The organism is Thalassospira lucentensis (assembly GCF_050516545.1).
Classification (GTDB): domain Bacteria; phylum Pseudomonadota; class Alphaproteobacteria; order Rhodospirillales; family Thalassospiraceae; genus Thalassospira; species Thalassospira lucentensis_C.
The window spans coordinates 4,111,717-4,134,000 of record NZ_CP191544.1 but is presented as its reverse complement, the minus strand read 5'-3'; the positions used below and the strand labels follow the sequence as shown (position 1 = coordinate 4,134,000).

The window sequence follows — 22,284 nt, the reverse complement described above, 5'->3', positions numbered from 1 at the left end:
ATCTGCATATCTATAAAGCACAGCGAAACGGGCGGCACATATTGGGCCGCCCGTTTTGGATTGTCGTTTATGGAATTTACGAAGATGACGCGGCCTTAACCCGGGCAAAGACTTCATCAAGAGCGGTGTGGATGGCAGCGCACCCTTGTTCGCGTTCGAACGTTTTAGCGACCTGTTCGTTTAGACCGCCAGCTGTTGAATGGCCGTCGACCAAGGCGGCAAAGCTTTGATCAGGTGATTTATTGGTGTTTTCGGCAAGGCCACTAAACAAAGCGGCAAGATAGCGTCGTGCACCAGCATAATCCGACCCATGTGCGACCATCCATTGGGCGGAACTTTCCAGCAATGTGAAATAGGTCGCCATCAGCGCACTTCCGGTCGCATAGCCATCAAAGGCATCGATGGTGTTGGCCGCCACCGCCCCGCCGAGCTTTTCAAACAATGCCATGACATCGGGTGACCCCGGGTAAACTGCGGTCACACAGCTATGATGTTCGACAGCAGGCAACGGAATGGCACGATCAAACCGCGCATCGGTTTTAAGCCATGCCTTCATATCCTCAATCGGGATGGTCGCAATCAGACTGACGAGCTTTTTGTCGCTGAGGACTGAGAGGTTTAATAAAACGTCCTTGGCAATTTGCGGACGAACGGCAAGAAAGATCATATCGGCCTGATCAATGATCGCCTGATTGTCTTCTTCGATCCGGACTTTATCAAAATCCGCGGCCAGCTTTGTCGAAAACCGTTCGCCCCGGCGCGATACAATGATTTCGTCGGCCGCATAATCGGATGTCAGCAACCCGCGGATTACCGCATCGCTGATCGCACCGGTGCCAATAAAGCCAAGTTTCATTCAAAATCCCCTGTCACAAGTTCGTTTGCCAAATCAGATGTTTGGCGTTGGTTATCTTTACCATCATATGCCGCAATCACACGAAATTCCGGTCCATCGGTTGTCGCATGACTTTGATAGAGACAGAACCGGTCAATGGTGAAAACCCGTGATGACAGACTGACATGATCGGCAACCGCCTGTTCAATGGTCGCACGCGCGGCGTTTCGGTTCCGGCCCAGCGTGATATGCGGGGTGAATTTGCGCATATCCATATCCGGGCATTCTTCAAGGGCCAGAAGGGCGTTTTCAACCCGTGATGCCAATTGGCGCATGACGGGTTGGTCTTTGACCCCGGCCCAGAAAATGCGGATTTTGCGACTTGAGGCAAAAACGTTCAGGCCCTGAACCTGAAGATCAAAGGGTTCAAACGCAATTGCCGCCAAGGCCTGATCGATTTCGGCAGCCAATCCCGGATCGACATTGCCGATGAATTAAGGGTGATGTGCATATTGTTCGGGGTTTGTGCATCAAGCCCCTTGATCCCGCGCGCAAGCGGGTAAAGTTCGGCTGCGACATCGCCGGGGATTTCCACGCCGACAAACAAACGCATTGTAGAGATATCCAATTCAATTCTGGTGGTGGCGTATTATGAAGTTGAGCGGCCCGGCAATGGCAAGACATCATCTTCGCCGTCAATCTGCGGGAAATTGCCAGATGCCCAATCGGCTTTGGCTTTTTCAATGCGGTCTTTGGAACTGGCGACAAAGTTCCACCACAAATGCCGATGGCCCAGCGGCATGCCACCCAACAACATCACCCGACAATCGGTTTTGGCAACGATATCGGGGATTTCTTCGGGGGCGACATAGACAAAGCTTTGCGGATCGTAGGTTTCACCATCAATCGCCAAGCTGCCCGAGACAACGTAAACAGCCCCTTCCTGATTTTCACCGGGAAGCAAAAGCTGTGCGCCCGCATCCATGTGAACATCAAGGTAATAAAGCTTGGACTTGACCGGCACCGGGGCGGTTTTGCCAAATGCCTCGCCGGCGATCAGGCGCATATGAAGCCCGGCATCGTCAATCACCGGAAGGTCTTTTTGCGCGACATGATAAAAGGCCGGTTCGGATTCTTCTTCGTCTTCAGGAAGCGCGACCCAAAGCTGCAAGCCATCCAATTCATGAACCGAATTATGGACAGCGGGGGTTTCACGTTCGGAATGGGTAATGCCGTGCCCGGCATTCATCCAGTTGAGATCACCCGGCGTGATTTCCAGATTGCTGCCCAGACTGTCACGATGAAGAACCGCACCGGTGAACAAATAGGTCACAGTGGCAAGACCAATATGGGGATGCGGGGCAACATCTATGCCCTCGCCCGGTTGGAATGTGGCGGGGCCCATATGATCGAAAAATACGAACGGCCCGACCGACCGCACATCGCGATGGGGCAGAACGCGGCGCACGGAAAAGGCACCAAGATCGGCTTCCTTACCAAAAATCTGTTTTACCATGCGCCGCCTCCTTTAGGATCCCGACCTATCGGGGGAAATAGTCCGCGTTCGACTGCCCCGACAGGTCGATCTTTGTTTCAACGATATGCAATCCTATGCCCGATTATGGGCAAGGATATGGCCAAGTTTGATGGATGTTTTCGATTTCCGAAAGCACATCATCAGACAAGGTGATGTTGGCCGAACCGACATTCAGTTTAAGCTGTTCCATGCTGGTCGCGCCAATGATGTTTGACGTCAGGAACGGGCGCGAATTGACATAGGCCAGCGCCATCTGGGATGGATCAAGACCGTTATCCTTTGCCAGCTTGACATAGGCTTCGGTCGACTTGATGCCATTTTCGGTCAGGTAACGGGCGAAATATTGCGGCCATTTGGCAACGCGGGTGCCATCCGGACGGGCACCGCCAAGATATTTGCCCGACAGTGCGCCACCACCCAGCGGGGAATAGGCCAAAAGACCGGCATCTTCACGGATGGAACATTCCGCCATGCCGACTTCATACTGACGGGTCAGCAGGCTATAGGGGTTTTGGACCGACACCACACGCGGCCAGCCTTTTTTCTCGGCCAGCTCAAGGAACTTCATCAGTCCCCACGGGTTTTCGTTCGACAGACCGATATGGCGGACCTTGCCAGCCTTGACCAGTTCATCAAGTGCTTCGAGGCTTTCTTCGATCGGGGTGGTTTCTTCGTCGGCATCATGGACATAGCCAAGCTTGCCAAAGAAGTTGGAATTACGGTCCGGCCAATGGAGCTGATACAGATCGACATAGTCGGTTTTCAGACGTTTAAGCGACCCATCGATGGCTTCATGAATCTGGCCACGGGTCAGACGCGGGCCACCGCGGACATAATCAAAACGATCTGCCGGACCAACGATTTTGGTCGCAATCACAAGATCATCGCGACGCCCGCGTTTTTCCAGCCAGTTGCCAATGATGGTTTCGGTCGCCGTAAAGGTTTCCTGCATCGCCGGAACCGGATACATTTCGGCGGTATCAATGAAATTGACTTCATTGGCGGTGGCGTAATCAAGCTGTTCGAAAGCTTCTTCTTGAGTGTTCTGCTGGCCCCAAGTCATCGTGCCCAGACAAATAACACTGACATCGATGTCAGTTCGTCCCAATCGACGGTATTCCATCTATCAATCCCCTTTTGCATCCCGCTGCTCTTATGATCCGGGCGGAATGCGACTTTTCACAATGGGGTGAATATATCCCGTGATAAGCAGGATGAAACCGTTCATGGCAAAAAATCTTGGGATGTCACGGATTTGCAAGATCGTTCGTCACGATGTTAGCGCTAACATATCCTAGATAAACAGGGTCAGAACCCCGGTATAACCATAGAAACGATCATTGCAAATCTCGCCATTGCCATAAAATCCGGTCAGAGGCAGATCGCCCAATTCATCGCGAATAATCATCATTTCGCGGCTTTCAGTGCCAAATAGATGCGGACCACGGGCGACACAGCTGCAATATAGCGCACCGCGCGGTTTGCCCGGCAGGCGTTTTTGAAGTTCGGTCAGCATCCGGCGCAAATCCTGTTCGGCCGCCGCACCATCGCGGCGGACAAACCGAATGGCATCGCCCGCCTGCACATCACCGCTGATTGCGATCATGTGGTTATGGGGATCAATCCCCATCAGATTGCGCACAACAAAATCGCCGGTATCTGATCCGGGCACCATCAAGGCGGCGTGATAGCGGCCTGACGCCATGGAATGTTCGCTGCCGTCGGCTTCGAGTTCCTGTTTTAGAACTTCAAGAGCCGGACGATCATCAAGGGTCGAGATAACGCCTTCGCGGCCATCGGTCACGCGGTGGACCGGACCGATAGGTGTGCAGGCCTGACTGATGCCGACCTGTACCGATGTTTTTGCATCAAACAAAACACCGGAAAGCCCGCCATCAACCACCCGATCGGCCAGTTGCGGTGCCCCCCGTTCCCCGGTTGCAATCCCACCAACCAGATAGGTCGATCCCATTCGGGCCAGTTCGGAAAGGGTTCCCAGACTATCGGGGGCACCCGGATCGCCATGGACCAGACCAAAGATCGGCTGCAGACGGTCTATTGCCTTTTGCAGGTCGGGTTCATCCAGATCGCGATCGGTTTTGATCGGCTCGAAAATATGGAATGTATCGCTGGCAAAGGGGGCGATCAGAACCGATGCGGCGGGAACGCCAAAATAGGCACGGCCTGATCCGCAGACACCAATGCCAACTGTGCCGGTCCAGTGTTCGATGGAAAGCCTAGATCTCAGGAAGGTCAGGATGCTGCTGATATCGTCGGACAGGGCTTCGGTGACATACAAAAAAGCCAAGGCCTGTTGTGGCAATGGCTCTTTTTCCAAAAGGTCCGCCAGTTCGGAGGCAACAGAAGCCCAGTTTTCTCCGCTGGCATGTGCCGCCCGAAATTCCGCCGTCATGCTTTCTCCCGATCCTCACTGGTTACGTGATCCGGGTCTTTTGCCCGATACATCCCACTTAACTTAGTACCTTCTTAGTGCCTTAATATCTAAGCATTGCCCCCGTGCTTCCACAAGGGCCAAGCCGCAAGAGTTCTTTCTCACCCCAAGGCCTTCGCCAAAAGACACCATCAGGAAACGTGTTTGCGCAGAAGATCCATCGCCGCATTCAACTGGGTCATGCGTTGATGCGATCCGTAATTGCTGTCGGGATGGTGAATGGCGGCAAGGACGCGGTATTTGGAGCGCACGGCGCGCATATCCGGCCTTGCATTGGGGGCAAACCCCATCACATGCAGGGCTTCGTTAAATGTCGTGACCCCGCGATCAAGCGGATCAAAAGCAAGGTTATTGACGATCTGACGCAGACGGTCGAGTTCTTCGCGCGATTGCAAAAGTTCGACTGGCGGTTCTGCCTGACGCTTTTTAAGCGCGCGGGCTTCTTCAAGAACGACTTTCTCAGCCGCCAGTACATCGGATTTTTCAACCCGCATATTGACATCCCCGGCATCAAAATCGATGGCCATTTTAAGGGCCTTGCGCACTGTCACGACCGAGAAACCCGGCGGCAGGCGCAATTGCAGGCGCGGTTTCCTGCGCCACGGGCGACCTTCAGCCGGACCGGATTTCAAAACGATGGTTTCGCGATCCCCCTTGGGCGGATCGCCCGGATCGACATAATCGTCAATCGCCTTTTCGGGCACGATCAACATCACAGATCGCGCCAGATCCGCCGCATTCACCCCGCGGCGTTCGGCCAGTGACAAAACAGCGTCGCGAAAGATCGATGCACAGGGAATGGTGTAAGACTGCTTGACCGTTGCAGATGTCGACACGGCGCGCACCCCGATAACTTATTGATTTAATTTCGAAATGCCCATCTTATCAGGCACGTTCCCGGCTTTGATCTTGGTCTGATCTGGAAAGTTTATCGATGGAATGGGTCGCCTGCAACTGCATTTGCAGTCAAAAATTGAATCGCTTCCGATTCATCCACAGGGTAAATGGCGACTCGCGACAATCCTTTGGAGTCCGTCAAATCGACCCAAACCCCTGATATCAAGCCATTATCGCAGAATCACGGCGGAATCCATAGGGCGACTCGGTGAATAAGTCGTCAACAAACTTACCCACAGGCACAGTGCGCGAAATTTCAGACAATGATGGTTACAACGTTGAATCATATAGGGGTTTCATATGAATCAATGGTTTCAAAAATACCCGCCGAAAAGAACCGTACCGATCTTTCGCAGCCTTTGCGGCAGGTTGTCACGATCCAGAAAATCAAAAAAATAACATATGCAGTTGGAGGCTTGAGAATTCGAAACATAACCGAAAGTAAATGAGGTGTTAATTTTACAGCAATGACGGTGTTTTCAGGGCCAAAACCGGGATTCTGGCCCTATTTTGATGTCCTTCGCGCTTTACTGAAATAACCATAAGCAATTGATATTGATATATTTAATGAGAATCCCCTAACGGACTGCACTGGATATTGCGACTGCTCACATTTTCGTTTCGGATTGTTGATGTTTTCTATCTACATATGCAGTTTTTAACGGGCCGAAAACCAAAAAATTTGTCAAACTGATCTATAAATCGAACCTCTGCTACCCGACCAACACCGCACAAACCCTTGAGAACACGCCTGTTTTTGTGGCGGCACATTATAGGGCTGCGAAATCAGCGCAAAACGGATCCGCCCATCGCGCATGGTCCCAACCAAAGATCAAATCATCTGGACCGCCCGGCCAGAAAGCTTAATTCTGGTCCGAGCAGCTTTGATCGACACGACTGAGTAGCATCAGGATGAGTTTTGCAGAAGCTCTATGACATTTGGCAGGATGCGTTCGACGATGACGCCGACACCTTCGGCATTCGGGTGCATGCCGTCATCTTGATTAAGATCCGCTGCGGCAGCCACACCATCAAGGAAAAATGGATATAATTCAATTTGATAGCGCCCGGATAGATCGGCATAGATGCTGTTGAACTCATCACCATATGTCGTGCCCATATTGGGCGGTGCGACCATGCCTGCAAGCAAAACGGCAACATCCATCGACCGCAGTTTTTCAATGATCTGGGCCAGATTATCGCGGGTCTGGGATGGCTCTACCCCGCGCAGGGCATCATTTGCGCCCAATTCAAGTAACACCGCATCGGGTTTATCAACAAGCGCCCAGTCAAGACGGGCCAGTCCGGCCGCCGTGGTATCACCTGAAACCGAACTGTTCACCACCCGCACGTTATGCCCAGCGTCCTTTAAGGCGGCTTCAAGCCGGGGCGCAAAGCCTTCTTCATGGGCAAGGCCATAGCCGGCCATTAAACTATCGCCAAATAAAACAAGGGTTTGCGGATCATCTTCGGCGGCATCGGCCGGCACACCAAGCGAGACGATGCTTCCGGCAAACAGGGCAAAAAGCCCCAATCGGACCAGCCGGTTAAGATAAACCAAGCCATTTGAAGTGAACTTGATTACAGTACGACCTTGCCCGGACGCCAATTTCATTACAAATCTCACCCTATAAGCTGCCATCTTGTTGAAGTGGTTACCTTGCGGTTACCCTGATGCAGCGCATTCAAACCAAAGAAGTTTGAACCAGAAACGTTCAGATCCGTAAGCTTATGTAACCTGCTTTGTTGATCTTGCAACACACCAAGCCCGATAGGACCCCAGATGAGTGTGACTGAAACCACCGCAATCCCGGAACAAATTGATGCTTCTTCGGGCGAAAAACCAAAAAAAACCATCGATGTCCAAGATCTGAAACTGCGGCTGCAAGGTCCGGCGGGGATTGTTGAAATCCTTAAAGGTGTCGATCTGAGCGTCAAGGCGGGCGAGCGGGTCAGTCTGGTTGGGCCGTCCGGGTCGGGTAAAACATCGCTTTTGATGGTTATTGCCGGACTGGAACAGGCTCAGGAAGGTGTCGTCAATGTCTGCGGCAAGGACCTGCGCAGCCTTGATGAAGATGGCTTGGCCTTATATCGCCGCCACCATGTCGGCATTGTGTTTCAGGATTTCCATCTGATCCCGACCATGAGTGCGTTGGAGAACGTTGCGCTTCCGATGGAGTTTGCCGGACGCAAAGATGCGTTTGAAAAGGCACAGGAAGAACTTGAACTTGTCGGTCTGGGCCACCGCATTGGTCATTATCCCGGTCAGCTATCGGGTGGCGAGCAACAGCGCGTCGCATTAGCACGTGCCCTGGCAACCGACCCGGAACTTCTTTTGGCTGATGAGCCGACCGGCAACCTTGATGGCGCGACCGGTGAAACGATTATTGAATTGCTGTTTGATCTGACCAAACGTCGGGGTTCCACACTGCTTTTGATTACCCATGATGCGGGTCTTGCGAAACGGTGTGACCGGACCGTGATGCTGCGTGACGGCGAGATCGTTACGCATCAGGAATCGCAGTCATGAGCACGGCCTTATCCCCATCCAAAGATGCCGACCGCCTATGGTCGATTGCATGGCGGGTCTGTCGGCGCGAGTTGCGCGGCGGTCTGTCGGGCTTTCGCATTTTCCTTGCCTGCCTTGCCCTTGGGGTTGGATCAATCGCCGCAGTCGGAAACGTTTCGGAATCCGTTCTTTCTGCGCTGGAGCGTGATGGCCGCAAGCTTTTGGGCGGTGATGTTGAACTGCGCCTGACCCATCAGGATGCCACGCTGGGTCAGCTTGAATGGCTTGGCGAAAATACCGAACGGGTTGGCGAACTTGCCACCATGCGCACCACGGTCTATGGCCCTGAGCAGCGCCGACTGGTCGAGCTGAAGGCGGTTGATGCCGCCTATCCGCTGTTTGGCGAGATGGAACTTTCTGACGACATTCCGTTCGAAGGCAGCCTTGATCAAAAGGATGGCGTTTGGGGGGCTGTGACCGAGGCGGGTTTACTGGAACGCCTGAACATTTCGATTGGCGATACGGTCAAGCTTGGTGATCTTGACGTTGAAATCCGCGGTGTGATTTCCAAGGAACCCGACAAGGCGGTTGGCTTTTTCAATTTTGGCCCGCGCCTGATGGTGTCGAAATCCGCCCTGATGGAAACCGGGTTGGTTCAGCCCGGCAGCCTGATCCGGTATTATTACGCTTTGGATTTGAATGATTCTGAAACGCCGACCGCCTTTCGCGAACGGTTGGAAAACCGGTTCGAAGATGCCGGTTGGCGCGTTCGCGATACCGCCAATGCCAATCCCGGATTACGCCGTTTCATTGAACGGCTGACCTTGTTCCTTACTCTTGTTGGTCTGTCCGCACTTCTGGTCGGGGGGATCGGGGTTGCCAATGCGGTGCGCGGCCATATCGAAAGCAAAACATCCGTTATCGCCACATTGAAATCCATCGGGGCATCCCATGGATTGGTGTTGCGGATTTACTTCCTGCAAATACTGGTTCTGGCCCTGATCGGGATTACGATTGGTCTTCTGATCGGTGCGGTCACACCGGCACTTATCGCCCCGGTTCTGGCCGGGCGTCTGCCGATTGATGTGACGCTTGGCCCGGCATTGCCATCGCTTCTCATTGCGACCAGCTTTGGGGTTTTGACCACTTTGGTCTTTGCCCTGCCATCATTATTGCGGGCGCGTGAAATCCCGGCAGCCCGATTGTTCCGGGCTAGTGCGGGCCTGTTTACCGGAAGTCCGGTGCGCAAACGGGATCTGCCTTATATCGGTGTGCCGCTTGTGATGTTGCTGGCCCTGACGGTGCTCAGTGCGACGGATAAGGCCATTGCCCTTGGCTTCATTGGCGGATCGATGGCGGCTGTGGTGATTTTCACCTATGCCGGGCAAGGAATTGTATCTTTATCGAAACGTTTTATTGCTGGACGCGATGCGTTTTCCAGACTGGCGCTTGCCAATCTGCATCGCCCCGGTGCAAACACCATTCCGGTGGCCTTGTCACTTGGACTGGGTTTGACCCTGTTGGTGACGATTTCCGGGATCGAGGGCAACCTTGATAACGAGATCAATGAGAACCTGCCGGAATCTGCCCCGGCCTTCTTCTTCCTTGATATTCGCCCAGATCAGATGGACCCGTTCAAGGATCAGCTTCTGGCACAGGATAATGTTTCGGATATCGAACAAACTCCGATGTTGCGCGGACGTGTGACCGCGATTGACGGGGTAAAGTCCGAAGATGTCGGGCCGGGCGATGATCGCTGGTTCCTGCGCGGGGATCGCGGATTGACCTTTGCTGCCACCCCGCCACCGGAAACCAAGCTGGTACGTGGTGATTGGTGGCCCGCAGACTATAACGATGCCTCCAAGCCACTGGTGTCGATCAGTGCCGATATTGGCAATGCCTTTAGTCTTGAGCCCGGCGATACTTTGACCGTCAATATCCTTGGTCGGGATATTACGGCCGAGATTGCCAATTGGCGCGAAATTGAATGGCAAAGCCTGCGCATGAATTTCGCCATGGTGTTTTCACCGGGCCTGATCGACAAGGCCCCCTATAGCCTGATTGCCACCGCCCATATGCCGCGCGAAATGGAAGAACCGGTTGATCGCATGATTGGTCTCGATTTCCCCAATGTGTCGGCCATCCGGGTGCGTGAGGCATTAGAAGCCGCCAATGCGATCCTTGCCGGGATTGGCACCGCGCTTAATGCGACAAGCATGATTGCGATTGTTGCTGGTGTGCTGGTTCTTGGCGGGGCGGTTGCCGCGGGTCGGCGCAAGCGCATTTATGACGCCGTGGTGCTTAAGACCCTTGGTGCGACGCGGGCCAACATCCTTTATGCCTATGCGCTGGAATACGGCATCCTTGGCCTTGCAACCGGGGTGATTGCCGCGTTTGTCGGTTCCCTTGCCGCATGGTCGGTTCTTGTTCTGGTGATGGAAGCCAACTGGGTCTTATTGCCAGCCACCATTCTGGGGCCGATTGGTATTGGCCTGTTTGCAACATTATCAGCAGGGTTTATCGGCACATGGCAGGCACTGCGCAGCCCAGCAGCACCATTGCTGCGCAACGAGTAATGTAACCATCCCATATCGCTTGCGGGCAAAAGCAATCTTGCCCGCATTCAAATAAAACAAGGCCGGTCGAAAAAACGACCGGCCTTGTTTGCGTTCTATTCGTTTCGAATAAACACTGAAATCGATGAAGCGGCCTTACGCCAGATCGCGCAACTCGCGCCGGACGACTTTGCCGGTTGTCGTCATGGGCAGTTGATCCAAAAAGGCAATCTCGCGCGGGTATTCGTGGGCCGCCAACCGGGTTTTGACGAATTGCTTGATGTCGCTTTCAAGTTCGTCACTTTGGGCAAAGCCATCAGCCAGCACGATAAAGGCCTTAACGATCTGGCCGCGCTGATCATCGGGTTTGCCGATAACCCCCGCCATACGCACGGCTGGATGGGCAATCAAGCAGTCTTCGATCTCGCCCGGTCCAATCCGGTACCCTGCCGAACTGATGACGTCATCATCGCGCCCGACAAAGCGGATATAGCCATCGGCATCGACACACCCCATATCGCCGGTCAAAAGCCATTCGCCGACGAATTTGTCGCGGGTGGCTTCGGGGTTGCGCCAATATTCCAAAAACATCACCGGATCCGGGGCGCGTACCGCAATCCGACCCATCTCACCGGGTTCAAGCACTTTGCCGCTAAGATCAATCACCGCAACATCATGTCCGGGGGCTGGTCGGCCCATCACACCGGGTTTTGGTTTCATGATGGATTGGCAGGAACTGACCACCATATTGCATTCGGTTTGGCCGTAAAACTCATTGATCGTGACATCAAACACCCGACGCCCCCAATCAAGAAGTTCCGCGCCAAGCGTTTCCCCACCACTTGCAATAGAGCGAAGATTACATTTGAATTTTTGCGCCACATCGTCACCGGCAGCACGCATCATCTTCAACGCGGTTGGCGGCAGGAAGGTATTGCGCACGCCATATTCCGCAATCAGGCCAAAGGCCGCTTCGGGGGTGAACTTTTCAAACCGGTGCGCCACGACCGGTTTCCCGTGATGCCACGCCGGAAGCAAAACATCCAAAAGCCCACCAATCCACGCCCAGTCGGCCGGTGTCCACATGACGTCCCCATCTTGCGGGAAGAAGTCATGGGACATTTCCACACCGGGCAAATGCCCCAACAACACCCGATGGGCATGAAGTGCGCCCTTGGGCTGTCCTGTGGTGCCTGATGTGTAAATGATCAGCGCGGGTTCATCGGCACGGGTTCTTACCGGCTCGAACGCATCGCTTTCTTCGGCAGACAGGGCTTTGAAGTCAAAACAGTTATCGGGGGCGCCATCAATGACATAGACATATTCAAGGGCCGGTAACAGATCGCGAATTTCGGCAATCTTGGCAGCCCCTTCTTTGTCGGTCACAAGAGCCTTGGCCGCACAGTTGCCCAACCGATATTCCAGCGCATCGACACCAAACAGGGCAAAAAGCGGCACAGCCGTCGCACCCATTTTATAGGTCGCAACATGGGCAATCGCGGTTTCCGGGCTTTGCGGCAGCAAAATCCCGACCCGGTCCCCACGGCGAATGCCATGACGCCGCATGACATTGGCAAAGCGGTTTGAAAGACGTTTGATTTGAGCAAAGGTATAGTCGCGGCGCGAGCCATCACGTCTGCGATGCATCAAGGCCAATCGATCCGGGTCATCAGCCCATTTATCGCATACATCAACGCCGATATTGTAGTATGTCGGTATGTTCCAGACAAAGTCTGAACATACCGTCGCGTAATCTTCACGACAGACCAGCATATTTCCTCCCTGAATTTACCGCTGTTATTTGTTTTTGGCTGCGGCAAATGTTGCGGGGCATGCTAGTGCGAAATTTCCAGAAATGGAAGGTCTGTGTGCACCCTATACATTCAGATAATCAGCTTTGATCCCAAAGATTTCACGACGCCGGATCGAGCAAAAATGTCAAATTCGACGGCTGCCCGGCATCGGTTGACGCCCGTGAATGACAGCCAAGGCAGGTGGCATCCGATTGATGCTGCATAAAGCTTTCAAGCGCACTGTTGGTCAAAAACCTTGGAACTTCCCCCACCCCGAACGGGGCGCCACCGGGATTGCCGATCCATTGCGTGCCCAAAAGCATGTAATTTTGCCAAACCGTCCCGTCCAGCTTGTTTTGCCAGACGAAATTGGTTTCGGCCGTTCCTGAAAACAATCGCCAACACCGAACAATATCGGGCGGAACAAGTACGCCACCGGAAACCGGGCGGGCAAAGGGCTGGGTATCTGCCCATCGGATGTCACCGGCGATTGATTGATTGGCAGCCCCCCCCCTTGGCCGTGCCCCCGCCATAAAACGCATAGGCTTGATCGGTTTCATCTGGTGCAAGGCACCCGTCGGCAAAAGGATCATCAGTAATGATGCTGTTTGGGCGGCGGGCATTGGCTGCCAAAGGCACATTATCGACATGCTCGAAGCTTGACCAAATCCAGCGATCCCCATTCCCACTAGCTACCCGCTGCACCAGATGCAGGCCAACCAGACCAACCGTAACATCAAGGCATTTTGGCTGCCCATCCAGCGTTTGATCGATGCCAAGAGAAATGCGGGCCGGACGGGTGTAATAGGCGCGACCTGGCCCGACATCTTGCGCACCATCATCGGGCAGAATTCGCCAGGCAAATTTCAACAATTGCGCGCCCATCACACCGGGCGCGGATGGCGGGATTGCGGGTGCCGCCGGTTCGGTCCCGGCATCATCGCCGTTCGCCATAAAGACAGGTTGCGCAAGATCGGCAACCCAATCCATATGCCCGATGGGGAAATCAATCGCTGCGCCTGATTTGGCAAATGCCGCACGACCGTCTTGGGTCTCCAGACCATTGGAAAGGATATAATCGCGCGCAACCGGGTTGATCCGGGTTTCAAACAGGACAAAGTTCCCCGCCTGATCGACCAGCACATCGCCACTTGATTGCACATAGCTTGCCAGCAAAAGATGCCCTTTGGGCAATCCGTCACGGCATGCGGCATTGGGATAGGTCACGGCAGATAGCACATCACGCCGGGTTGGAAATGTTTCCCAAAGTGCGGCGTTATCAGAGGCATTGGGCGATGCCATCAAGGCGGTAAATGCCTGCCATGAAAAACGATCAAAGGGACGTTGCGCATGATAGGCCAGAAATCGATAGACAAAACTGGCGTCAAATTCCGGCACATCAACCGGCAGGACAGCGCAAGGCTGATCACCACCCCCATTGGCACAGAACTCAGACCCGTCATATTGTTCGGTAAAAACCGCGATATCGCCCTTTTCAGGAGTCGCAATCAATTTGGCATTTTGCGCGGCAGCACCCAGCGGGATGGATATGGCGAGCAGTCCGGAAATTAGAAACCAAACCAAACCGGTGCGTCGCTTGCATGAATACCGACGCAATCGATCAATCCTTTGAGAGATATGGTTTGGTGTGATCAAGACGGTCTCTGACATGCCATATCGGGCCTTTATTATGTTCTGCCACAACGTCACGATCCCCCGCCAAACGCCATGATAGCGCTGATTACGCGGTGTGTCGCGCATCCTCACGTTCTTTTGTTATAGGGCGCACAACGTGAACAGGATCACATTTGACCGGCACCCGACATTGTCGTTTCGGTCAAACCGTTGCTTTTCACGGAAAACCTGCCATATTTTGAGCATCGTAGAATTGTATATTGATTCTGCACACAAATGGATCAAAGAGGGATTTCAATGGCTTTTGAAACGCGTCAACGTGGCTATGACGTCTCGGTTGGCCGGTCGGCGGCCGAGGTCGATGCAGGCCTTCGCTCCTATATGCTGAGTGTCTACAACTACATGGCATCCGCACTTGCCTTGACCGGTATCGTGGCCATGGTTGTTTCGACCAGCCCTACCCTGATGCAGGCTATTTTCGGCACCGGACTCCAGTGGGTTGTGATGCTTGCCCCGATCGGGCTTGTTTTCTACCTGAGCGCACGCATCCACAAGATGAGCTTTGGTGCCGCACAGGCGACATTCTGGATTTATGCCGGACTGATGGGCCTGTCCCTGTCGTCAATCTTCCTGGTTTATACCGGTGAGTCGATTGCACGCACATTCTTCATCACCGCGGGTACTTTTGGTGCGATGAGCCTGTTTGGCTACACCACCAAGAAAGATCTGTCGGGTTGGGGCAGCTTCCTGTTTATGGGCCTGATCGGCATTATCATTGCCAGCGTGGTCAATATCTTCCTTGGAAGCGGTATGTTGCAGTTCATCATCTCGGCAGCAGGTGTTCTTATCTTCACCGGCCTGACCGCGTATGACACCCAGCGCATCAAGGAAGAGTATCACGAGCATGACGACACAGCGACTTCAGGCAAAAAAGCCCTGTTCGGTGCGCTGCGTCTTTATCTCGACTTCGTGAACCTGTTCATCATGCTGCTGCACTTCTTCGGCAACCGCGAATAGAAGTATTCCGGCAGTCGCAGTCAAAACCCCCGCAGCCATCGGCTGCGGGGGTTTCTTTTTGTCCGCCTTGATCGGTAGATGGCCAAATCAGGAAGCAGGTGCCTTTACCGCATCATCGCCGCCGGTGGCATCCATGACCGCCTTGAGATGGCCAAGCTGGGATAATGTATTTTCCGAACGGGCATACCCACCAGAGGCCGCTCGTGCGGCCCCCTTTGCCCCTGCATCGCCAAAGGCCTCGTAAGCCTGTGAGAATCCCCGCCGGGCACTTGTCAGCAAATCCATGTCTTTCTGTGAGGCACCGTTGGTCAGCTGCACGGTCGCAAGTGCAAACATGATCCGGCCCCAAATATAGGGGTGATCCCGCCGAGCACAGACCTTTAACGCAGCCTGAAACACCGGAACAACTTGCGTGTCGGGGATACTTACATCCTTGATGGCGGCCGAGGTTACAATCGACTCTGCCAGACCATAGGCCGTTAACGAATAAAGCGGTGCATGGGTCCGATTGTTGATCATGCCAAGGGCCCGACGATATTGTGCACCTGCATTATCAACCATCTTGGCATCTTCGGCATCTTTGCCGCTGGCAACCATTGCTTCGCCCAGCTTGCAAATCGCAAGCGCACAGGCAACTGGAGATCCAACAGATTGTTCAAAACGCCGTTCAAGCAATTGCCAGATTCCTGTCGCAACCGCACCGGTCCCGGATTTGAGGCTGCCAATCAAAGACCAGTTCGCAAGCCCGCCATACAGGGCGAGAACGGCCGTGGAGCGCGCATTAATCTTTGAAAAATCACTGATCCGGGCGATTAAATCTTCCGCCCGCACTTCTGCTTCATTGGTGGCCTCTTCCTTATGCTGCTTGGCCTCTCCCAACAAGCCCGCTGATGCCTTGCGTTGCATTGCCACTTCTTTTGTTGGCGCGTCGCCTGCATCGGTCAAGATACGTCGGATTTGAGGCTCAAGCACCTTAAGCGCACTTGCGCAATAGGACCTGTCCCCTGTTTCGGTCAACATGAACACACCAAACGCATAAGCGATGGCAACGCCGCTTCCGACCGTGGCAAGTTTGTCGCCTTGATTGATCCGGTCCTGAAAGTTTTCCAGACACGAAGACAAGCGCGAAATATGTAATAGGCGCTGTTCGCCACCACGCGATTGAAGCAGCAAGGCCGCTGCGAGTAAAATCCGAAGGGCTTCTGCGACATCGGGATGATCTGGCTGTTTGAAAACATAGGTCATCGGCAGCATCAGATCATACAGGGACGATACCAGTGGTTCACTGACCAGATGCACATCCAGATCGCCAGTCGCCGGGTCCTGTTGGCCCCAGAATATCGCATCAGCATCAGCCCGCTTGCCGGTATTAAGCACAACCAGCTGAGCTTCACGCATGGCTTGAAACGGATCGACGGCATCGGGATTTGGACTGAAATATTGCTCGATCCGGATCGCGCGGCTTTCAGGGATTTTCGTCAGGTTGGCGGCGATCAGGTTGGCAAATTGGTCTGAGGCCTGCGGCCCACCTGCGACAGCAGGTTTTGCGGCACTAAATCTGGCAATGGCATACACGTATGATGTGTCTTCTGCCGCAATCTCCTCGGCAGTGTCTTCGTCGTTCTCAACTGTCTCGTTGCCCGTGATCAAAGATTTGATCACCAAGCCAACCATCGACCAGAACCCAGCCATTTTTGCCCTTATGCGTACCTTTGAGTATTCCATACAACTCAAAGGAATATTGAAACTCTGCAAACACCATTGTCATCCGCGCAACAGAGATGGTCAATGGCATGACCTTCGGTTTCAATTAATACCGGAGTATAGTGTATACAATCCTCAAATGGGGAGTATTACCAGCCGATTAAGCAAGTTTCAGGCGCAAACCAGCCAATTATTTCTAGTTCCACGGCCGGCGGCGGCGGCGTGGCATGGAAGTCGTTTTGGGTTTTCCCGCCCAAGGGCCCGAATGTGTCATAGATGCAGCTTCTGATTGCGACGATGACGGCACCATGGATTTAAGCCGGGCAATGCGATTTGCCATGTCTGGATGGGTCGAAAACAGGCTATCCACACCCTTACCCGATAGCGGGTTGGCAATATACATATGGGCGGTTGCCGGGTTGCGTTCGGCCTCCATGTTCGGGATGGCATGAACGCCCTTATCAAGCTTATTCAGCGCACTGGCCAACCACAACGGATGGCCACAGATTTCCGCCCCGATGCGGTCTGCGTCATATTCGCGCGACCGTGAAATGGCCATTTGCACGATCATGGCCCCCATCGGCGCCAAAATCGCAATCAGGATCATGCCTATCCCGCCCAAAGGATTGTTGTTTTCGCTGCGATTGCCGCCAAACATACCGGCAAACATCGCAAAGTTTGCCAATGCGGAAATGGCCCCGGCAATGGTGGCGGTAATCGTCATGGTCAGGGTATCGCGGTTTTTCACATGGGCCAGTTCGTGGGCCATGACACCGGCAATCTCATTGCGATCCAGAAGTTTCATCAGGCCTGTGGTTGCCGCCACCGCAGCATTTTCCGGGTTGCGTCCGGTGGCAAATGCGTTGGGTTGGGGGTTTTCAATCACATAGACCTTGGGCATCGGAAGACCGGCATTGCGCGCAAGATCGCGCACCATGGCGACAAGTTCCGGGGCGGTCTGATCATCCACCTGCCGCGCACTGCGCATGCGCAGCAACATCGCATCGGAATTCCAATAGGCAAACACGTTCATGGCGCCCGCAAACAGCAAGGCAATGATCATGCCCTGCTGACCGCCAATCATCATGCCAACGGCACCAAACAGCGCGGTCAACCCGGCGAGTAACAAACCTGTACGGATGTAATTCATGCTCGAATACCCTTTTGGCGAACAATCTGTGCGAAAGATAAGGCGTGGTTTCGCGTTGGCAAGCACCCGGCAATTATGAACCGATGATTCCGCAATAGTATAGGCCATTGCCCCCGTTGGTGTGGGCAATTTGTTCTCACTAACCATCTGACCTAGAGGGACAATTGCGACCTTGTTTGCCCACGTGACCGATGTCACAGAAAAAACACCGCAGATGTCAAAGGAGTCCCCGCCACACGCATGAGTGGCACTGATGTTGCTTGTTTTCCGACATGTCACAGCAGGAGACACCGCAATGGTCAATATTCAGGGACAATTTTCATTGGTTGGGGCGCAGATGCTGCTCTTCAATCGGCCGATTGACATACAAACCGGCGAGTACACCACCAAATATAGTGCCGAGGAATGGAAAGAACACATGCTTGCCCGTCAGGCAGAGTTCAAGGAAGTCCGAAAGACTGCGGAAAACAACCTTTCAAACTGGCTTGATGACAACAGCGATGCACAGGTCACCCGTGCCTATTATCTGGATGGGGAACTCACCGCCGTTTTTGGCACCAACAACGCCAATGTTTCGAACGGCATGAATTACGGTTTTGAGTACGGCGTTGCCAAAAGTGACGGAGAACAGCGCGGACTAAGCGGCGATGACCTGACCGAGTATGTAGAAAACCGAATCGAGTTCGAGCTCAAACGCAAATATGGCAACCGTCTGGAAGTCAGGGAAGGTCCTGCTGGGACAATGGGCACGGTTGGCGACTACCGTGAAGAGCTGTTTGGCGGAGAACGCTGGCCATCAGTCGAAAACATTCCACAACATCCCGAAATTGACTGGAATGCGCCGTCGCCGAAAGAGGCCGGCACATGGAAAGGCCCGATAGAGCTTAATACGACGGCGTTTCTGACCATGCGCGAGCAAGCCAGAAACGCCTGATAGGAAAAGAAAGAAACAGCCGGACCTGCGGGGTCGGGGGAGGGGTTAAGGCCCGGCTGTTTCTGCAACGATGACGTTTACTCCGCAGGCTGATGTGTCTCAGCCTCATCAAGTGAACGCACTTCGTTGCGCCGGCCAATCATGCGCACAAGCACATAAAAGACCGGGGTCAAGATCAGGCCAAATATCGTCACGCCCAGCATGCCGGAGAACACGGCAATACCGATCGCGTGGCGCATCTCGGCCCCTGCACCACTGGACAGAACCAGCGGCACAACGCCCATGATGAAGGCCAGTGAAGTCATCAGGATCGGGCGCAAGCGAAGTCGGCTTGCCTCGATTGCGGCCTGGACTGTTGTCCGGCCCTGATGTTCAAGTTCGCGGGCGAACTCGACAATCAGGATCGCGTTTTTCGATGCCAGTCCGGCCAAAACAAACAGACTGATCTGGGTGAAGATATTGTTGTCTCCGCCAAACAGATAGACACCAAAAACAGACGACAGGATGCTCATCGGCACGATCAGGATCACGGCCAGCGGCATGGTCAGGCTTTCGTATTGGGCGGCCAGAACCAGGAACACCAGAAGGATACAGATCGGGAAGACAAAGATCGCCGTATTGCCCGCCAGAATCTGCTGATAGGTCAGCTCCGTCCATTCGTAGGACATGCCCGGCGGCAGCGTTTCTTCGAGTATCTTCGTGATCGCGGCTTGTGCCTCGCCGCTCGAATAGCCCGGTGCGGCATTGCCGTTCAGATCACCCGACCGGAAGCCGTTATAGCGCATCGCCGTATCCGGCCCGAAAGTTTCGGAAACCGACAGGACACTACCAAGTGGCACCATATCGCCATCGGCATTGCGTGTTTGCAGACGCAGGATGTCTTCCGGGCTGGATCGGTATGGCTTATCGGCCTGTGCGATCACCTGATAGGTCCGACCAAAGGCGTTGAAGTCATTGACATACATCGACCCAAGATAGACCTGCATGGTCCGGAAGATTTCATCAACCGGAATGCCAAGCTGCTGGACCTTGGTCCGGTCAAGGGAAGCCTGAAGTTGCGGAACATTGATGTTGTAGCTGGAAAACACGCCGGTTAATTCCGGGGCTGCCCATGCCTTGGCCAGAACCTGTTTCATGGCATCATCAAGCGCACGATACCCTTGATCCGAGCGGTCCTGAATTTGCAGCTTGAACCCGCCAACAGTGCCAAGCCCCTGCACCGGCGGTGCCGGGAAGATGGCAACAAAGGCCTCGTCAATGGCGCCAAACTTCTGTTGAAGTTTACCGGCAATCGCCAAGCCCGAAAGATCATCGCTTTTGCGTTCGGCAAAGTCGGTCAGGGTGACAAACACGATGCCCGCACTTGAACTGTTCACAAAACCGTTGATCGACAAGCCCGGAAAGGCCACAGCACTTTCAACACCGGGTTCTTGCAAGGCAATGTCCGACATTTCACGAATGACGTCTTCGGTCCGGTCCAGCGTTGCGCCCTGTGGCAGTTGGGCAAAACTGACCAGATATTGTTTGTCCTGAATCGGGACGAACCCGCTCGGCAATATCTGGAAGCCCTGATAGGTCAAGACCAGCAAACCGGCATAAAGCACCATCATAATCGATTTCACACCCAGCAGGCGTTTGACACCCCCGGCATAAAGATCGGTACTGCGGTTAAAGAACCGGTTGAACCCACGGAAGAACCAGCCAAAGACAAAGTCCATCCCCCGTGTCAGCCAGTCTTTTGGTGCATCATGGCTGCGCAACAGCAAGGCCGACAAGGCCGGGCTAAGTGTCAGGGAATTGATCGTTGAAATGATCGTTGCAATCGCAATGGTCAGGGCAAATTGCTGATAAAACTGGCCTGTCAGGCCACTGATAAAGGCAATTGGCACAAACACACCGGTAATCACAAGCGATGTCGCAATGATCGGTCCGGTCACCTCGCGCATGGCCGCAACGGTTGCATCGCGTGGCGATAGACCGCGTTCGATGTTTCGTTCGACGTTTTCAACAACGACAATCGCATCATCAACCACAATCCCGATGGCAAGGATCAAGCCAAACAATGACAGCACATTGATCGAAAAGCCCATCAACAGCATCAGCGCGAATGTGCCAATGATCGATACCGGAACCGCCAGCAACGGAATGATCGATGCCCGCCATGTTTGCAGGAAGACTGTCACCACGACGACGACAAGGGCGACGGCCTCAAGCAATGTCACGATCACGGATTTGATCGAACCACGCACAAAGACGGTCGGGTCATAAACGATGCTGTAATCTAGATCTTCGGGGAAGTTTTGCTTCAGCTCTTCCATCTCTGCGCGAACGTTGCTTGAAATATCAAGCGCGTTTGAACCGGGCGATGCAAAGATCGGAATGGCGACAGCAGGTTTATTATCAAGCAAGGAGCGCAGCGCATATTGCTGTGCCTCCATCTCGATCCGGGCAACATCGCCCAGACGCGTAATCGTACCGTCTTCACCGCGTTTGATGATGATGCTTTCAAACTCTTCCGGGCTTTCCAGACGGCCACTGATATTGATCGGCAACTGGAACTGAACACCGCTGTCATAGGGTGCACCGCCAATGATGCCTGCGGCAACCTGCACGTTCTGACTTTGGATGGCAGAAACCACCTCACCGGCTGTCAGGTTACGTTCGGCAACCTTGTCGGGGTTAAGCCAGACACGCATGGCGTAATCGCCAGAGCCAAACAGCCCCACCTGCCCGACACCGTTAATACGGGCCAGACGGTCGCGGACATTGAGCGTCGCGTAATTCCGTAAGTAAAGCATGTCATAGCGTTCATCGGGTGAACGCAAATGCACCACCATGGTCAGATCAGGCGACTGTTTTGACACGGTCACGCCAAGCTGACGCACGACATCTGGCAGGCGCGGTTCGGCCTGCGACACGCGGTTCTGGACTTTTTGCTGGGCCAGATCCGGATCGGTGCCGATTTCGAACGTCACGGTCAGCGACAGATTGCCATCCGTGGTTGCCAGTGAATTGATATAAAGCATCCCCTCAACGCCGTTGATTTGCTCTTCCAGCGGGGATGCGACGGTTTCGGAAATTTCGGCCGGGTTGGCACCGGGAAACTTGGCGGAGACCACGACCGTAGGCGGCACAACTTCCGGATATTCGGAAATCGGCAAACGCCACATGGCAATGAGGCCCGCCATAAGAATCAGGACGGACAGGACGCCGGCAAAGATCGGGCGATCCACAAAAAATCTGGACAGGTTCTGCATGACGGTCAG

At 53.9% G+C, this 22,284-nt stretch carries 17 protein-coding genes; 4 read left to right on the top strand and 13 right to left on the bottom strand.

Going from position 1 to position 22,284, the window contains the following annotated elements:
- Positions 1-76 precede the first annotated feature (76 nt).
- The 7 genes from ACQ0MK_RS18960 to ACQ0MK_RS18930 all read right to left on the bottom strand — a co-directional run bounded on the left by ACQ0MK_RS18960 (position 77) and on the right by ACQ0MK_RS18930 (position 7,336).
- Positions 77-856, bottom strand: coding sequence for a pyrroline-5-carboxylate reductase (locus ACQ0MK_RS18960; RefSeq protein ID WP_430473932.1), 780 nt, complete (start codon positions 854-856; stop codon positions 77-79).
- A complete protein-coding gene (gene thpR / locus ACQ0MK_RS18955; RefSeq protein ID WP_430473931.1) occupies positions 853-1,305 on the bottom strand; it encodes an RNA 2',3'-cyclic phosphodiesterase in 453 nt (150 codons plus the stop codon). The genes ACQ0MK_RS18960 and thpR overlap by 4 nt, the downstream gene beginning before the upstream one ends.
- 179 nt (positions 1,306-1,484) lie before the next feature.
- Positions 1,485-2,351, bottom strand: a complete 867-nt coding sequence (locus ACQ0MK_RS18950; RefSeq protein ID WP_430473930.1) for a pirin family protein — start codon at positions 2,349-2,351, stop codon at positions 1,485-1,487.
- Positions 2,352-2,454: 103 nt separating this feature from the next.
- Positions 2,455-3,495, bottom strand: coding sequence for an NADP(H)-dependent aldo-keto reductase (locus ACQ0MK_RS18945; RefSeq protein WP_430473929.1), 1,041 nt, complete (start codon positions 3,493-3,495; stop codon positions 2,455-2,457).
- Positions 3,496-3,666: 171 nt separating this feature from the next.
- Positions 3,667-4,785, bottom strand: coding sequence for an FIST signal transduction protein (locus ACQ0MK_RS18940; RefSeq protein WP_430473928.1), 1,119 nt, complete (start codon positions 4,783-4,785; stop codon positions 3,667-3,669).
- A 170-nt stretch (positions 4,786-4,955) separates the two neighbouring features.
- On the bottom strand, positions 4,956-5,660 hold the full coding sequence (locus ACQ0MK_RS18935) for a J domain-containing protein (protein ID WP_430473927.1): 705 nt from the start codon (positions 5,658-5,660) through the stop codon (positions 4,956-4,958).
- 968 nt (positions 5,661-6,628) lie between these two features.
- Entirely contained in the window at positions 6,629-7,336 is a 708-nt protein-coding gene (locus ACQ0MK_RS18930; protein WP_430473926.1) for an arylesterase, read from the bottom strand.
- 168 nt (positions 7,337-7,504) lie between these two features.
- On the opposite strand from ACQ0MK_RS18930, the gene ACQ0MK_RS18925 reads away from it, so the two are divergent.
- Both ACQ0MK_RS18925 and ACQ0MK_RS18920 read left to right on the top strand, forming a co-directional pair.
- Complete coding sequence (locus ACQ0MK_RS18925; RefSeq protein WP_430473925.1) at positions 7,505-8,251, top strand: ABC transporter ATP-binding protein; 747 nt, start codon at positions 7,505-7,507, stop codon at positions 8,249-8,251.
- The gene (locus ACQ0MK_RS18920; protein ID WP_430473924.1) at positions 8,248-10,806 is read left to right on the top strand and encodes an ABC transporter permease; all 2,559 of its coding nucleotides are present in this window, start codon (positions 8,248-8,250) and stop codon (positions 10,804-10,806) included. The genes ACQ0MK_RS18925 and ACQ0MK_RS18920 overlap by 4 nt, the downstream gene beginning before the upstream one ends.
- 135 nt (positions 10,807-10,941) lie before the next feature.
- Here ACQ0MK_RS18920 and ACQ0MK_RS18915 read toward each other — a convergent pair whose 3' ends face one another.
- The 3 genes from ACQ0MK_RS18915 to ACQ0MK_RS18905 form a co-directional block, all read right to left on the bottom strand.
- Entirely contained in the window at positions 10,942-12,558 is a 1,617-nt protein-coding gene (locus ACQ0MK_RS18915; protein ID WP_430473923.1) for an acyl-CoA synthetase, read from the bottom strand.
- Between the two features lie 139 nt (positions 12,559-12,697).
- Entirely contained in the window at positions 12,698-12,973 is a 276-nt protein-coding gene (locus ACQ0MK_RS18910) for a hypothetical protein (protein ID WP_430473922.1), read from the bottom strand.
- Positions 12,974-13,058: 85 nt separating this feature from the next.
- Complete coding sequence (locus tag ACQ0MK_RS18905) at positions 13,059-14,249, bottom strand: hypothetical protein (RefSeq protein WP_430473921.1); 1,191 nt, start codon at positions 14,247-14,249, stop codon at positions 13,059-13,061.
- 261 nt (positions 14,250-14,510) lie between these two features.
- Here ACQ0MK_RS18905 and ACQ0MK_RS18900 point away from each other — a divergent pair, with 261 nt between their 5' ends.
- On the top strand, positions 14,511-15,230 hold the full coding sequence (locus ACQ0MK_RS18900; RefSeq protein ID WP_430473920.1) for a Bax inhibitor-1/YccA family protein: 720 nt from the start codon (positions 14,511-14,513) through the stop codon (positions 15,228-15,230).
- A gap of 87 nt (positions 15,231-15,317) precedes the next feature.
- Here the strand turns inward: ACQ0MK_RS18900 and ACQ0MK_RS18895 are convergent, their stop codons facing one another.
- Both ACQ0MK_RS18895 and htpX read right to left on the bottom strand, forming a co-directional pair.
- Positions 15,318-16,922 carry a hypothetical protein gene (locus ACQ0MK_RS18895; RefSeq protein WP_430473919.1) on the bottom strand — a complete coding sequence of 535 codons (1,605 nt, stop codon included), beginning with the start codon at positions 16,920-16,922 and terminating at the stop codon, positions 15,318-15,320.
- A 208-nt stretch (positions 16,923-17,130) separates the two neighbouring features.
- A complete protein-coding gene (htpX, locus tag ACQ0MK_RS18890; protein WP_430473918.1) occupies positions 17,131-18,084 on the bottom strand; it encodes a zinc metalloprotease HtpX in 954 nt (317 codons plus the stop codon).
- A gap of 295 nt (positions 18,085-18,379) precedes the next feature.
- Between htpX and ACQ0MK_RS18885 the strand changes: the two genes are divergently transcribed.
- Entirely contained in the window at positions 18,380-19,018 is a 639-nt protein-coding gene (locus ACQ0MK_RS18885) for a hypothetical protein (protein WP_430473917.1), read from the top strand.
- Between the two features lie 77 nt (positions 19,019-19,095).
- Here the strand turns inward: ACQ0MK_RS18885 and ACQ0MK_RS18880 are convergent, their stop codons facing one another.
- Positions 19,096-22,275, bottom strand: coding sequence for an efflux RND transporter permease subunit (locus tag ACQ0MK_RS18880; protein WP_430473916.1), 3,180 nt, complete (start codon positions 22,273-22,275; stop codon positions 19,096-19,098).
- Between the last annotated feature and the right edge of the window lie 9 nt (positions 22,276-22,284).

What these genes read in the sequence shown, in the direction of transcription:
- ACQ0MK_RS18960 (WP_430473932.1), bottom strand. Translation starts at nt 856, where the DNA reads ATGAAACTTGGCTTTATTGGCACCGGTGCGATCAGCGATGCGGTAATC.
- ACQ0MK_RS18950 (WP_430473930.1), bottom strand. Translation starts at nt 2,351, where the DNA reads ATGGTAAAACAGATTTTTGGTAAGGAAGCCGATCTTGGTGCCTTTTCC.
- ACQ0MK_RS18945 (WP_430473929.1), bottom strand. Translation starts at nt 3,495, where the DNA reads ATGGAATACCGTCGATTGGGACGAACTGACATCGATGTCAGTGTTATT.
- ACQ0MK_RS18940 (WP_430473928.1), bottom strand. Translation starts at nt 4,785, where the DNA reads ATGACGGCGGAATTTCGGGCGGCACATGCCAGCGGAGAAAACTGGGCT.
- ACQ0MK_RS18930 (WP_430473926.1), bottom strand. Translation starts at nt 7,336, where the DNA reads ATGAAATTGGCGTCCGGGCAAGGTCGTACTGTAATCAAGTTCACTTCA.
- ACQ0MK_RS18925 (WP_430473925.1), top strand. Translation starts at nt 7,505, where the DNA reads ATGAGTGTGACTGAAACCACCGCAATCCCGGAACAAATTGATGCTTCT.
- ACQ0MK_RS18920 (WP_430473924.1), top strand. Translation starts at nt 8,248, where the DNA reads ATGAGCACGGCCTTATCCCCATCCAAAGATGCCGACCGCCTATGGTCG.
- ACQ0MK_RS18915 (WP_430473923.1), bottom strand. Translation starts at nt 12,558, where the DNA reads ATGCTGGTCTGTCGTGAAGATTACGCGACGGTATGTTCAGACTTTGTC.
- ACQ0MK_RS18905 (WP_430473921.1), bottom strand. Translation starts at nt 14,249, where the DNA reads ATGTCAGAGACCGTCTTGATCACACCAAACCATATCTCTCAAAGGATT.
- ACQ0MK_RS18900 (WP_430473920.1), top strand. Translation starts at nt 14,511, where the DNA reads ATGGCTTTTGAAACGCGTCAACGTGGCTATGACGTCTCGGTTGGCCGG.
- ACQ0MK_RS18895 (WP_430473919.1), bottom strand. Translation starts at nt 16,922, where the DNA reads ATGGCTGGGTTCTGGTCGATGGTTGGCTTGGTGATCAAATCTTTGATC.
- htpX (WP_430473918.1), bottom strand. Translation starts at nt 18,084, where the DNA reads ATGAATTACATCCGTACAGGTTTGTTACTCGCCGGGTTGACCGCGCTG.
- ACQ0MK_RS18885 (WP_430473917.1), top strand. Translation starts at nt 18,380, where the DNA reads ATGGTCAATATTCAGGGACAATTTTCATTGGTTGGGGCGCAGATGCTG.
- ACQ0MK_RS18880 (WP_430473916.1), bottom strand. Translation starts at nt 22,275, where the DNA reads ATGCAGAACCTGTCCAGATTTTTTGTGGATCGCCCGATCTTTGCCGGC.